At 35.8% G+C, this 14,651-nt stretch carries 11 protein-coding genes and 1 tRNA gene; 1 reads left to right on the top strand and 11 read right to left on the bottom strand.

Annotated elements, in window-relative coordinates; all coding sequences use genetic code 11:
* The first annotated feature begins 85 nt into the window (after positions 1-85).
* Positions 86-1,354 (top strand): uracil-xanthine permease family protein, encoded by a 1,269-nt coding sequence (locus tag ACGH6R_RS07255; RefSeq protein ID WP_411599281.1) that lies wholly within the window; start codon positions 86-88, stop codon positions 1,352-1,354.
* A 621-nt stretch (positions 1,355-1,975) separates the two neighbouring features.
* Here the strand turns inward: ACGH6R_RS07255 and lysS are convergent.
* From lysS to recC, 11 genes are all read right to left on the bottom strand, one after another.
* Entirely contained in the window at positions 1,976-3,490 is a 1,515-nt protein-coding gene (gene lysS / locus ACGH6R_RS07260; RefSeq protein ID WP_411599282.1) for a lysine--tRNA ligase, read from the bottom strand.
* Between the two features lie 30 nt (positions 3,491-3,520).
* Positions 3,521-4,619, bottom strand: a protein-coding gene (prfB, locus tag ACGH6R_RS07265; protein ID WP_324101002.1) for a peptide chain release factor 2 whose coding sequence is annotated in 2 segments (ribosomal slippage) — positions 3,521-4,543 and positions 4,545-4,619 — 1,098 coding nt in all. Because the reading frame shifts where the segments join, the coding sequence is not laid out codon by codon here.
* Positions 4,620-4,787: 168 nt separating this feature from the next.
* Positions 4,788-5,414: a Fe-Mn family superoxide dismutase gene (locus ACGH6R_RS07270; RefSeq protein WP_220216282.1), complete on the bottom strand. Its 627-nt coding sequence runs from the start codon at positions 5,412-5,414 to the stop codon at positions 4,788-4,790.
* A 354-nt stretch (positions 5,415-5,768) separates the two neighbouring features.
* Entirely contained in the window at positions 5,769-6,497 is a 729-nt protein-coding gene (locus tag ACGH6R_RS07275; protein ID WP_411599283.1) for a type 1 glutamine amidotransferase, read from the bottom strand.
* A 209-nt stretch (positions 6,498-6,706) separates the two neighbouring features.
* A tRNA-Asn gene (locus ACGH6R_RS07280) sits at positions 6,707-6,782 on the bottom strand.
* Between the two features lie 95 nt (positions 6,783-6,877).
* On the bottom strand, positions 6,878-7,453 hold the full coding sequence (locus ACGH6R_RS07285) for a YiiX/YebB-like N1pC/P60 family cysteine hydrolase (protein ID WP_267379586.1): 576 nt from the start codon (positions 7,451-7,453) through the stop codon (positions 6,878-6,880).
* Positions 7,437-8,024, bottom strand: a complete 588-nt coding sequence (locus tag ACGH6R_RS07290; RefSeq protein ID WP_267350247.1) for a biotin transporter BioY — start codon at positions 8,022-8,024, stop codon at positions 7,437-7,439. Before ACGH6R_RS07290 ends, ACGH6R_RS07285 begins: the two co-directional genes overlap by 17 nt.
* Before the next feature lie 151 nt (positions 8,025-8,175).
* Entirely contained in the window at positions 8,176-8,808 is a 633-nt protein-coding gene (locus ACGH6R_RS07295; RefSeq protein WP_411599284.1) for an MBL fold metallo-hydrolase, read from the bottom strand.
* 4 nt (positions 8,809-8,812) lie between these two features.
* Positions 8,813-10,216, bottom strand: a complete 1,404-nt coding sequence (locus ACGH6R_RS07300) for an MFS transporter (protein ID WP_065558527.1) — start codon at positions 10,214-10,216, stop codon at positions 8,813-8,815.
* Between the two features lie 371 nt (positions 10,217-10,587).
* Positions 10,588-11,373, bottom strand: coding sequence for a TatD family hydrolase (locus tag ACGH6R_RS07305; RefSeq protein ID WP_267350252.1), 786 nt, complete (start codon positions 11,371-11,373; stop codon positions 10,588-10,590).
* An 8-nt stretch (positions 11,374-11,381) separates the two neighbouring features.
* Positions 11,382-14,606: an exodeoxyribonuclease V subunit gamma gene (gene recC, locus ACGH6R_RS07310; RefSeq protein WP_411599285.1), complete on the bottom strand. Its 3,225-nt coding sequence runs from the start codon at positions 14,604-14,606 to the stop codon at positions 11,382-11,384.
* Positions 14,607-14,651 lie beyond the last annotated feature (45 nt).

Raw genomic sequence — 14,651 nt, forward strand, 5'->3', positions numbered from 1 at the left:
ATTTCATTTTTTAAACCGGCTTAGCCGGTTTTTTTATGCTTAAAAAATGAGTTTAAAAGATTAAGTTGAAGTGGAGATGATCAACATGTCAAATAAAATAAATGATATACAAAAATCTAAAACATCACAGGAGAAACCTGCTTGGCAAGATATTTTTACTGGTGCACAAATGCTCTTTGTTGCTTTTGGTGCGTTAGTATTAGTGCCACTATTAACGGGTTTAAATCCTAATGTCGCATTGTTTACAGCGGGTATAGGCACATTATTGTTTCAACTCACCACGAAAGGCAAAGTACCGGTATTTTTAGCTTCCTCATTTGCCTTTATTGCACCGATCTCTTTTGGTGTAGCTCAATGGGGGATTCCTGCAACTTTGGGGGGATTGGTTGCAGCAGGATTTGTGTTTATGTTTTTTGCTTTATTAGTCAAACTAAATGGCAAACATGTTATCGATCGTATTTTACCGCCAGTGGTAACTGGCCCTATTATAATGGTCATTGGTTTATCTCTTGCGCCTGTCGCAGTGGGTATGGCAATGGGTAAAGATAGTGGTCTTCAGGTTAAGGATTATCAATTAATTATGATTTCAATGTCCTCATTATTGACTACGCTGATTGTGGCAATTTGGGCAAAAGGGTTTTTCAAACTTGTTCCAATTATTGCAGGTATTGTCGTTGGTTATGTGATGTCTTGGATAATGGGTATTGTCAACTTTCAACCGGTTATTGATGCACCATGGTTTAAGATACCGGATTTCACTTTTCCTGAATTTCATTGGCAAGCTATTTTATATATGATACCTATTGTTATTGCACCAACGATTGAGCACGTTGGTGATATCATGGCGATTAGTTCTGTTACTGGCAAAGATTATACTCGTGAACCGGGATTACAACGCACACTTTTGGGGGATGGGTTAGCAACTTCGACCGCAGGCTTTTTTGGTGGCCCGCCTTGTATTACCTATGCAGAAGTGATTGGGGCCGTCACCTTAACACGAAATTTCAAAACTCGTGTAATGACATGGGCAGCAATTTGGGCGATTTTAATGTCATTTATTGGTAAAATCGGCGCATTTTTGAGTACTATCCCAACTGTTGTTATGGGCGGAATTATGGTGCTTTTATTTGGTTCGATTGCATCCGTTGGCATTAATATATTAATCAAACATAAAGTTGATCTTTCCGTTTCGCGCAATATGTGTATTGTTTCATTAGTGTTGGTGTTTGGTATTGGTGGGATGATTTTTGATTTTGGTTCTTACGCATTGCAAGGGATAAGTTTATGTGGCATTTTAGCTATTTTATTAAATTTAATCTTACCTTATCCGAGCAAAACAGTAAAAACTGATTAAGATTAAGATATCACGGTTAACGAATCAATCGTTAACTGTGATAAATTAAACTAAAGAAAGGGCGCGATATTTTCATAAAATATATCATTTATTTATCAATAAAAAGTGAGTAGACACTCACTTTTTTTAGTCTCTGGTTAATGACTAATGACATGTTATTCGTCGTTTTTCTTAATGGATAAGAAACTTATCCTAATTTTACATTAAATAAAGTTTAATTTTTAGTCCTGATTTTTTCACGATGAATGACTATGTTGAGTCCCATTTCTGTGGTTGGTAAGTGATAACTTATTTAATTTTGTAGATTTTAAGAAAATATCATTATTTTTCTGTATTTTATTTATACTGATTCAATTTAAAAAATATTGAATTGTTGAAATACGCTTGATTAAGATGAACTCACATTTTTAGTTGCATGAAAAACATTATTCAGTTTGTATAGAAAAGTCAGTAATAGCTTACTTATTTAATAATCAATTGATAAATATAATATTGTATCTATTTTGGGAGTGGTGGTAAGTTAAATTAAAAAATATTATTTAGATATATAAGAGATATTTGCATTACAATAAAAAACTCACTTATTTGTTGAGATAAGTGAGTTTTCAATAGTAGAGTATCTTATTTTATTGGACGCATGGTTGGGAATAAAATGACATCACGAATAGTATGACTATTCGTAAATAACATCACCGTTCGGTCAATACCAATGCCTAATCCAGCTGTCGGCGGTAATCCATGTTCTAAAGCCGTAATATAATCTTCATCATAGAACATTGCTTCATCATCACCGGCATCTTTTTGTGACACTTGATCAGCAAAACGTTGAGCTTGGTCTTCCGCATCGTTAAGTTCTGAGAAGCCATTGCCAATTTCACGCCCACCAATAAAGAACTCGAATCGGTCTGTAACAAATGGATTTTCATCGTTTCGACGAGCCAGTGGTGATACTTCAGCAGGATATTCGGTAATAAATGTCGGTTGAATCAGATTAGCTTCAGCAACCTCTTCAAAAATTTCAGTCACAACTCGACCAAGTCCCCAACCTTTTTCAATTTTGATACCTACTGCATTAGCAATAGCACATGCTTTATCAAAATCATCCAAATCAGCATTATTGGTTTCTGGACGATAATGACAAATAGCTTCACGCATTGTCATTTTAATAAATGGTTTACCAAAATCGAAGGTATGTTCACCATATTGAACAACGGTATTACCCGTTACAGCGATTGCCAGACGGCGGAATAATGCTTCAGTTAGCACAATCAAATCTTTATAATCAGCATATGCCATATACATTTCCATCATGGTAAATTCTGGATTATGTCTTGGCGATACCCCTTCATTACGGAAGTTACGATTAATTTCAAAGACACGCTCAAAACCACCGACAACCAGACGTTTTAAGTAAAGTTCTGGTGCGATACGTAAGTACATATCTAAATCAAGGGCATTATGATGCGTAATAAAAGGTTTCGCTGACGCCCCACCAGGAATAACTTGCATCATCGGTGTTTCAACTTCCATAAAGTGATTTTCAAGCATGAAATTGCGAATTTCAGTTACCACTTTTGAACGAGCGATAAACGTATTTCTCGACTCTTCATTTGTGATGAGATCCAAGTAGCGTTGACGATAACGCATTTCTTGATCTGCAAGACCATGGAATTTATCCGGTAATGGACGAAGTGCTTTAGTTAATAAGCGAATTTCTTCACAGTGAATAGAAAGTTCGCCAGTTTTAGTTTTAAATAAATAACCTTTAGCACCGACAATATCCCCTAAATCCCATTTTTTAAATTGCTCGTTGTAGTAATTTTCGGGAAGATCATCACGCGTTACATAAAGTTGAATTTGCCCAGCAACGTCTTGTAAAGAGACAAAAGAAGCTTTACCCATTATACGGCGCATCATCATTCGACCGGCAACAGTGACAGTAATTTTATTCTCAATTAATTCTTCGTTGGTTTTATCGTCATACAATTTATGAAGATCACTTGAAATAGCATCACGACGAAAGTCATTTGGGAAAGCAATGCCTTGCTCGCGAATATTTGCTAGTTTTTCACGACGTATAGTTAGCTCGTTATTTAACTCTTCAATATGGTTTTGTTGCTCTTGCTGTGTTGACATAATTTTACCTTTTATTTATCACCAAGCAGTTTATAAACCTGCTTTTAAGCTTTCTTCAATAAATTGATCTAAATCACCGTCTAAAACGGCCTGAGTGTTGCGTGTTTCAACGCCGGTACGCAAATCTTTGATTCTTGAATCATCAAGCACATAAGAACGGATTTGACTACCCCAACCGATATCCGATTTGTTCTCTTCCATCTGTTGCTTTTCAGCATTTTTCTTCTGCATTTCAAGCTCATACAGTTTCGCTTTTAACTGTTTCATTGCTTGATCTTTATTACTATGCTGAGAACGATTATTTTGACACTGGGTAACAATTCCCGTTGGTATATGCGTAATTCGAACAGCAGATTCGGTTTTATTGACATGCTGTCCACCAGCACCTGATGCCCGATATACATCAATACGAAGATCGGCAGGATTGATATCGATATCAATATTATCATCAATTTCTGGATAGACAAAAACAGAAGCAAATGATGTATGACGGCGATTACCCGAATCAAAAGGACTTTTTCGTACTAAACGGTGGACGCCTGTTTCGGTACGTAACCAACCGTAAGCATAGTCGCCTGATACTTTAATGGTCGCCGATTTAATTCCTGCAACATCACCATCAGATACTTCCATGACTTCTGTTGTAAAGCCTTTAGATTCTGCCCAGCGTAAATACATTCGCAGTAACATTTCAGCCCAATCTTGTGCTTCAGTCCCCCCAGAACCTGACTGAATATCTAAATAACAATCTGCGCTATCGTAATCGCCTGAAAACATTCGACGAAACTCTAGCCCAGCCAGTTTTTTTTCTAACTGTTCAAGCTCTAGATTTGCTTCATCAAACGTATCTTGATCGTCGGCTTCAATGGCAAGTTCAAGCAAACCTTCAACATCGTCAAGACCTTGAGTTAAAGAATCAATTGTATTGATGATTTCATCAAGCGTTACCCGCTCTTTGCCTAACGCTTGTGCTTTTTCGGGATCTGCCCAGACTTCAGATTGTTCTAATTCGGCATTAACTTCTTCAAGTCGCTCTTTTTTTAAATCATAGTCAAAGATACCCCCGAATCACATCAGTGCGCTCGGTAAGTTCGGCTATTTTGGATTTTATCGGATTAATTTCAAACATGTATTATTTAGTTCGGTTTTGCGATTTTCAATTAATCGCCCATTGTAGCGGATTTAAGTATAATTTAGCAATTGCCAATTTGCAGATACGATGATTGGTAAATAATACCAATAAATAAAAATGACGCATTAAGCGTCATTGATAATTGAGTAACTATACTAAAAACAGTTATTTTTTTGCTTGAGCGTATAACTCAGCAACTTTATCCCAGTTAATTACATTCCAAAATGCACCAATATAATCAACACGACGATTTTGGTATTTTAAGTAATATGCGTGTTCCCAGACATCTAATGTTAAAATAGGCGTACCTGAAACACCTGAGAATTTTTCGCCCATGACAGGAGAATCTTGGTTTGCGGTTGAAACTACTTCAAGTTTACCATTTTGTAACACTAACCAAGCCCAACCAGAACCAAAACGAGTGGCTGCTGCGTTTGAAAATTTTTCTTTGAATGCGTCTACAGAACCGAAATCTTTTTCAATAGCTGCTTTAAGTTCACCTTTAAGCTCGGTACCAACTTTAAGTAATTCCCAAAATAGGGTGTGATTAACGTGACCACCCACATTGTTTTTGATACCTGTTAGTTTATCAGCTGGCACTTTATCTAAATTTTTAAGTAAAGTTTCAGGACATAATTCTTTAAGTTCTGCCGGTAAAGTCTCTAAGAGCGCATTTGCATTATTGACATAAGTTTGATGATGTTTGTCATGATGAAGATGCATCGTTTCCGAGTCAATATACGGTTCTAATGCGTCATAAGCATAAGGTAGAGGTGCAAGAGTGTAAGCCATGAAGATACTCCTTTCAAAAATTAGATATTCGTTATTGCTATATTTTACAGAGTATACGGTCAAATTGCTTATCTCACAATCTATTGTTTGAATAGTTCAGAACTATTTAATGATTGGATAATCAATAAATCAAATTGCCTAATTGACAAAGCCCTCCACCAATATCTTTCCCAATCTTACCATTATGCAAAGAAAGACCTTCTAAAAACTTACGATTTTCCATCAGTTAATTTTACGTTTTAAGATTAAATACTCTTTATCTAATTTTAATCTCAATTTACTTCGTTTTTCGGGGTTGTCTACTTTTAATATTTTGCATAATTTCGAACAACCAACCATGAACGATAATAGAATTTAATTTGTAGAAGCAGATAGATAGTATTGACTCAGCTTATCCAAAAAAACAAAGAGTTTATAATTCATTTTACTATAATCATGTAGACGTAATTTTTCCTCTGTATCAACAAAACGATATTTAGCCGCTTGACTAAGGTCATTTTGCGAATGGGCAATCAACTTTTCAACTACCTCATGGGTTAACTCCATATGACATTGGAAACCATAAACCAATTTGCTATAAGCAATAATTTGCCGAGGACAGCCTTCACTATAAGCAATGATTTGCGCATTTTGCGTTAAACCTGGCATATCATTGTGCCAGTGACCTACTGCTAGCGTATCGCCGAAATGAGAAAAAAGCGGATTTTTTTTGCCTACTTCCGTTAAGGTAATGGGGAATTTACCGATCTCTTTTTCAGGACTATGCTCGAAATGAGCACCTAGCGCTTCGCCAATTAATTGGGAACCAAGACAAACGCCAATCACGATTTTATTCGCTTTAATTGCTGATAAAATGAAGGTTTGTTCTGCTAATGAATCAAAATGTGCACACTCTTGTTTCGTTGTAGCAGGGGATTGTGGGCCGCCCATAATAATAAGAAAATCAATATTATCTATCCTTTCAGGAAGTGGCTCGCCCAGATAAACTCTTGAATAGGTAACTGTATGAAGATGTAACTTAGCCCATTGTTCATAAGCGCCTGGTGCTTCAAAATCTTCATGAAGAATAAAATGGATATGCATGGATAAAAATTTCCTTTCTTATTAATTTAACAATAACATTATAGATAAATTTTGAACATTTAAAGTGTTATCAAAAGTATTATGGGTAATAATTTTTTTAAAATATTATTAACCATTTTACTTTAAACACAATATTAAAATTTGAAAAGGAGTGTAATTGTCGGAAATAAAAAAACCTGCTATAAGCAGGTTTTAATAATTCGGTAAGTTGGCTCCTCCAACTGGACTTGAACCAGTGACATACGGATTAACAGTCCGCCGTTCTACCGACTGAACTATGGAGGAACCGAAATGTAGCGCGCATATTATAGATTAAATGGCGCTATGTCAATAGTTAAATTGTATTAAATGCTTTTTCGTTTTAATAACCTCCCTTTATTTTATTCAAGTGTTAGGATTGTCTTGAATAATTCCGTTTGCCTTAAGAGTTGTTGAGGATGAGATCCAAGCTGTTGTTCTGGGATCTTCTCTTTTAGCGAATGATAATAATCGATCCAATAAGGTAAAACTTGATGGGTCGTTAAATCTCTAAAATTCATCGGATATAAAGCAAAATAACTTTCATTGTGTTCATTTCGAAAAGCGTAGGTAATGAGTTCACTGCAATAAAGTCCAGCTGTATTTGGACGAAAGCTAGGGTTATAAGGTAGACCAATACATGATTTAGCTCGCTTAATGGCATTTTTAATCAACCCTAAATTATCAATTCGACCAATGATATTAAATTGCGCTGCATTGATAAAATGCGTCAGTGTTTGGTTAATGACCCCGTATTTTGGCGTTGCTTCAATAACGATATTATTTCCAATATATAATCCTACATGATTGATATTATTGGTTAACTCATCCACGTTACGTGTTGCACCAGAACAGGTGACCGCATCATTAAAGTCATTAACCTCGTTCAGACACTGGAAAATAATATCGCCTTTTTTTAAATCAGTGATTTTTAGCACGGTAACGCCATAAAAGGAACATGACTGAAGTTGCTATGATAAACTTAAGTGCATCAAATCCTGCAAAAGGGAGATATCCGAGTTTTATTGCTTCAATGAGGTTAATATGTAAATAACCAGCTAGATAAAAAACGCCAAATACAAAGATTAATAAATGTGCACAAGCGAATGCGATTAATCCTAAAATAAAATGGCGATCATAACCTTTTTCAGCGGCAAAGCCGGCTAAATAAGCACTAAATACCGCCCCATATAAATAACCGGCAGAAGGGGAATGTAAAGCTATCATGCCACTACTTCCGTTGGCAAACAATGGTAATCCTATTGCACCTAAAAAAAGATATTGAATTATCGCTAATGCACCTAATTTACGTCCTAAAAACGCACCAATAAGGAGTATTGCTAAAGACTGTAAAGTAAAAGGAACAGGATAAGTTGGAATGCTAATGTTAGCGGCTAGTCCTAATAATAATGCCGCACTTGTTGTTACAAAGAGTTTTCGTTGCCAAGAGGATAGCTTAAATAGCGTTGTAATAAAGGTTGGATAATATGGGGTAACTTGATGTTTCATAATAATTATACCTTGCTTTTATGTGTAAATATTTTGCTAATAATATAGCAAAGTTTTATTATGTAAACTTATTTTTTATAGAAAGGTTTACTTTTGAGAGGGTTATCACACTCTATGAAAAATGAATGTGATAACAACCGCAATATTTTGATTAAACTAAGAAAGGATTATTCATGCGCTCATGGCCAAAGCTAGACATAGGGCCATGTCCGGGAACAAAAATGAAATCATCACCAAGTGGTAATAATTTATGTTTAATTGAAGAAATCAAATCGGCGTGATTGCCTCTCGGAAAATCCGTTCTTCCTATACTACCGTTAAATAACACATCACCAACAAAAGCGATTTTATCAGGATGATTAATAAAAACGATATGACCGGGTGTATGACCTGGACAATAAAGTACATCGAGTGAAATATTGCCGACTTTGATTTTATCCCCTTCTTTTAACCAATAATCCGGTAAAAAGGGTTCAATATAAGGAAAACCAAATTGAATACATTGCTGAGGTAATCCACTAAATAAAAATTCATCTTCTTGATTTGAGCCGATGATTTTTACATCATAATGTTTTGCTAATTCTACAGCCGCGCCAACGTGATCCAAATGTCCATGCGTTAATAGGATTTGTTTAATATTCACGCTCAGTTTTTCCACGGCTTTTTTCAGTAATTCGGGTTCACCACCTGGATCGATAAAGGCTGCTTCCTTTGTTTCATCACACCAAATAATGCTACAATTTTCCTGAAAAGCAGTAACCGGAATGATTTGGTATTGAAACATATTGTTATCTCCTTGTTTCTTGATGATGAGCGGTTAAGTTTTGCCCATCTTGTTTTTTTAAAGCTGCAAACACAATGCTAGAAAGTATTGTGATAATTCCTAATATCATAAAAGTAATTTGAAAAGACTTAATGGTAGCGGTTTCCTCACCGACTAACCTAACAAGCACAGCACCTAAGGCGATACCGAAGCTAATAGCAAGTTGTTGGTTTACCGCCATTAAACTATTCCCACTACTGGTTGTTTCACCTTGTAAATCAGCTAAAGTGATACTGTTCATTGCCGTAAATTGTAATGAATTGGTACAACCAATGCAAAAAAGTAATAGACACATCAGGATGATCGGGGTGGATAAACTTAATTGTGACATTAATAAAATGAACGTTCCAGCCAATATAGTATTGCCAATCAAGACGTTTCGATACCCTAATTTAGCTAAAATTGTAGGAATAAACGATTTAATTGCCATTGAAGCTAACGCCATAGGAATTAATATCATTCCTGCTTCAATTGCTGAATAACCAAAGCCAACTTGTAATAGTAATGGAATTAAAAAAGGAACCCCTGAAATACCTAATCGACTTATCAAATTACCGATAATACCGATTTTAAAAGTGCGAATACTAAATAAAGATAATGGGAATAGAGGGGTAGTTGCTTTTTGAGCGTAGAATCGGTAACCAAACAGAAAGATTAAACTTATTATTGCCAAAAATAGTGAAATATAACTACTTTGTCCCTCACTTAGCAGCTCCAGACTTAACGTGGCACTAATAAATGTTATGGCAATAATAACAAAGCCCCAAAAATCAAAATAGATGCGTTCACCTTTAAGGTTTGGCATATATTTCCAAGCAATAATGATCCCAGCAATACCAACAGGGATATTAATTAAAAATACCCAATGCCAACTGATCATTTCAGCTAAATATCCGCCAAGAACAGGGCCAATTACAGGGCCTACCAGTCCTAAAATGGATGAGGTATTTAGCGCTGATAAAAATTCATTACGCCGATAAGATTTAATTAAGACTAATCTGGAAACAGGTACCATCATTGAACCGCCAATACCTTGTATAACCCTCGAAATATCCATAAAAATAAGGGTATTTGATAGGGCACAAGACAGCGATCCCGCTGTAAAAAGAAACACGGCAGTCACAAAAACATTTTTTGTTCCAAAGCGATCGGATAATAAACCACTAATCGGAATAAACAATGCTAAAGTTAATGCATAACAGATTACCGCAGATTGCATATTTAAGGGGGATTCATGGAGATCTTTAGCAATCGAGGGGAGTGCCGTATTTAAAATTGATGTATCGAGTGATTGCATTAAAAATGCGACTGCCGCAATCCACGGCAACATTCGATATACCATAGGGGATAATTGAATATCATTGCTCATTATAGTGATTACCTATTATTGTTGCGATGATAGTTTTAAGGCTATCAATAAGATGATAGAAGACAATTTATCTCATATTACCTCGAAACGACTTTGTCGTCGATGAAATAAACCAGAAAGCATAATTTATTTAAGTTTTCTTTACAGTGAGTTGGTGATGCTTGTCGGTTTGGATTTGATTGGTCTATCTTATCAATACTTGGCAAGTAATAGATAGCGATTACGCATTGTGTAATATTCATAATGAAATTAAGTGGGTAAGAGACACAATTGCAAAGTCTAAAAATCGATTTTAACCAGTCAAAAAAACTGCCTTGTATCGCTAATGTTTGACGGTGATAATGCACATATAATTATAAAGCTATTTATAATCAATGCTTCAATGCTTTTTGATTGATTCGACTAAATAGCGTTAAGGTATTAGATAAGATTGTACGAAGTATTTCTGGTTGGGGTTCTTTGCGTAACTGACTTAAAACATGAAATATTTCAATGAGATATTCTGGGCGATTGATTTGACCTTGTCGACCACTTAATGGCATATCGGGGGCGTCGGTTTCAAGTACAAGACTTTCTAAAGGCAGTTGGGCAATGGTTTGGCGAGTTTTATTAGCGCGTGCGTAACTTATTACTCCCCCGACACCAATATAATAACCGAGTTTCACAAATTGCATCGCTTGTTGATAACTGCCCGAAAATCCATGTATGACACCCCGACAAGGTAAATTTGCTTGATGAAGTTCGTGGTACATAATGTCATGCGTTTTACGTGAATGAATCAAAACGGGTAAATCATATTTTTTAGCCAAGGTAAGCTGTGAACGAAAATAAAATAGTTGTTGTTGCCAATCAACGGTAAGATTGTATTTATCCAGACCAATTTCGCCCATTGCTACTAATTTTTTTGGGTTTTTATTGATAATATCGGATAATTTTTCTAAATCTGATTCTGTGTGTTGATAAATGGGATGTAAACCAAGCGCTGCATAAACTTCATTATATTGTTCGGCAAGGTGTAATATTGTATGAAAATGATTCGCAGAGACAGCTGGCACAATGAGCGCATCAATTTTTGCTTGCTGTATTTTGTCGATAGAATCAGCGATATCTGCGGTAAAAATGGGAAAATCAAAATGACAATGTGTATCAATAAACATAATGCCTCCTATTTTACCTTTTCTTGATGTAATAAAATGGGTAATAAAAATTGTCGAGCCGAATAAATAATCTGCTCAATAAGTGGATTGGTTAATTCAGGATATAATCGGGCATAATAATTATCACATTCTGCTGAATTGAATCCCCCTCCTTGCCAAGTGTTTTTAAGTTGGTTGATAGCTTTTTGACTGATTTCAATCTCATTTGTTTTAGAATTATACGCGGATACTAACCAATTCCACGCACTTTGAATTGGGAAGAGTAACGGTTGATTAATACCTTGCAAATAGCCTTCGATTAAAGTTGTTAAAATAATTTGTGCTTGCTCAGGGTTTAAATATTCAAAACGCCATTCACTCTCTTCCCGACCATAGATGCGACTATAGCTATTCGTGTTTTCAGGATTGGAGATGCAATAAATAAGATGATCGATCCATAATGTCATGCCATCACGGATCGAAAGTTTCGATGGTCGCCATGTTAAAATCCCATCCTCTTGAACATGGGTTAACCAACCTTGCAGTATGTAATGTTGTCCATTAGCAAAAAGGGTTAAATTGACCTCTTCGGCAGTTTGTATCAGGCGTTCTTGGCAAATTTTATTCGCTAACGATTGCATGGATTCATTTTGTTCATCATAAATAATCTGACCAAAGGCGCCGTCTGGTAACTCGCCGGTTAATGCTAATCGATGATACAAATCTGATTCTTGGATAGTGTGATCAATCAATTGATTTAAAATTTTTACATTAAGCTGGTATCGTTCAAAATTATCCAGATTAAAATTTTCAGCATCCGGTAAAGTATCATCAAGATAATTAATATAGAAATTGAATCGTTTTTGTAAAAAAAATCGTATGGAGTGTTGATAGAATCGTTTTAATTCATCAAGACTAATGTTATCAATCGTCATCGCCGAAATATCACTAATGAAGGATTGACTTTCACCTTGCTGTTGTGCTGCCGGTAGCCATTCATTGGCATAGCTTTTAGGCGGATTTAAATAATTTTGAGGATTAAATGGTGTGCGCGTATGGATGACACGTAAATTATCGAAACCGTTTGTATTATCTTTGGTATTATCATAGTATTGAACGATATAATCCCATAACTCATCAATTAATACTGACGGATAACGTTCAGTATTATCTTTAATTTCTCGCCCAATATAACTCATGTAGAGTTGTTTTTGAGCCGATAAAATTGCTTCTAAAAACAGATACCGATCATCTGTGCGACGACTTCGATCCCCTCGTCTTGGGTACTGAGCAATCAAATCAAAATCAAGCGGTAGCGATGTTCTAGGGTAATCACCATCGTTCATGCCTAATAAACATACCACTTTAAAGGGAATTGAACGCATTGGCATCATAGTACAAAAATTGATTTTGCCCACTAAAAAGCGATGAGCTAAATGATTTTGTTCTAAACGTGATTGCATCGCATCATGTAAAATAGTCATCGATATGTTATCCGCAAAATTTGCTAACAATCCACTGTCAATCAGCTTTTGCCACTCATCTTGAATCATCAATAAAATAGATTCACGTTGTTCATTACTAATAAAAAAATCATTGAGTAATTCAAGGCAACAACTTTGCCATTCAACTAATGGTTTGGCTTGACTTAACAATGTTGACCATTTACGGACTATACTAATAAATTCAGCTAATTGACCAATAAGTTCAGCATCCAAACCAGTTGCACCATCATACGGGAGTATTTGCTGCCAGCTTCCTTGCTCACTGCTCATCGTATAACCAAGCAACAAACGTTCAAGTCCAAATAACCAACTATGGGCATTTTCAAGACCAAAACGAATACCCGATTCAATGATCCATGTCCTTAAAAGCGTTAATTGTGATTCATTGATCGAAAATTTTTCCGAAATTGCTGGAATCTCCAGTAAATTAAATAACTCTTCTGCCGTAAATCGACTTTGAGGAAAATTTAAAATCGCAAAAAATGCTTGCACAATGGGGTCAATATTTCGAGCTTTCTGATCGGAAATAGTGAAAGGTAGATAACGTTGACCTTCAGCATTACCAAAAACGGCACGAATATAAGGGATGTATTTATCAATATCTGAAACCATCACAATGCAATCACGTAACTCTATGGTTGGATCAGCATCAAAGACAGATAGTAAATAGTCATAGAGTACTTCGACCTCACGCTGTTCGCTATGGCATGCATGAAACGAAATTGATTTATCGGTTGAGTTAATGTGAAGTGCAGTTTTATCTGACGGATATAGCTCCAGTATATCTTGCTGAATAGCATGTAATAAACAAGTGCGATCGTGATCAGCAAACACATCAATATCTTGTTTGTTTTGGAATTCTTGTAATAAAAACAGACAATCCCGACCTAGTTTTCCCCATGACGTTAAGAGTGGATTTGGGATTTTATCGGGTGTATTTTGTATGTCAGTTAGCTGTTTTTCGACAATATCTCCCCAATACCATTTGCAAGGATTGTTAAACATTAAATGTACATCGATATGTTTTCCAAGTGCTGAGAGTAGCGAAAGATAAATGGGTGGAAGGGAAGTAATACCAAAAATAAAAATACGGTCGGGTAACGTATTTAACCGTTTTTTATCAAAATGGTCATCCAGTAGGATATCAAGCATTTGCTGGTAGATATTTGCACGGTGATACGGCTGACTAATGGCTATTAATTGTCTCCACAGCTCAGCTTGCCAAATTTCATCGGGATGATGATTTAATTCGACCACGGTTTTATTCGATTCCCATTTTGCTAGCCAGTCAGGGCGATAAACTAAGTACTGATCGTATAAACGAGCAATACGTGTTGCCAGTTGATATAACTTTCTTTCTGTTTTATCTATATTGAGATAATGTTTGAGTGCGCTAAATTCCTGCTTATCAATGAGTTGAGGCAGCAAATAAAATAGACGCCAAGTCATGGCTTCAGGATTAAAACTGTTTTCAATAGGCGAATCGGGTAATAAAGCTTGATAAACTTGCCAGATAAACTGGGTTGGATAAGGAAAAGCAATGTTTGCCACAATACCGAGTGCATCTGCAAGCTCGATCTGCAACCATTGCGCCATGCCTTGGCTTTGCACGATCACCATATCGGGCATGAACACATTTTCTAATGGTTGTCTTTGCATCAATTCACTCACCAATGATTTGAGCAGATCGACTTGATTTGAATGATAAATGGTAAACATAGTCGCTTTAAATTCGAAAAGATTATTCAAAATTATCGCTGATAGTGAGTAATAAATCTAGTAGCCTATCTTCAT

Origin of the sequence: Gilliamella sp. CG13, from assembly GCF_046635805.1 — a bacterium.
GTDB lineage: Bacteria > Pseudomonadota > Gammaproteobacteria > Enterobacterales > Orbaceae > Gilliamella > Gilliamella apicola_I.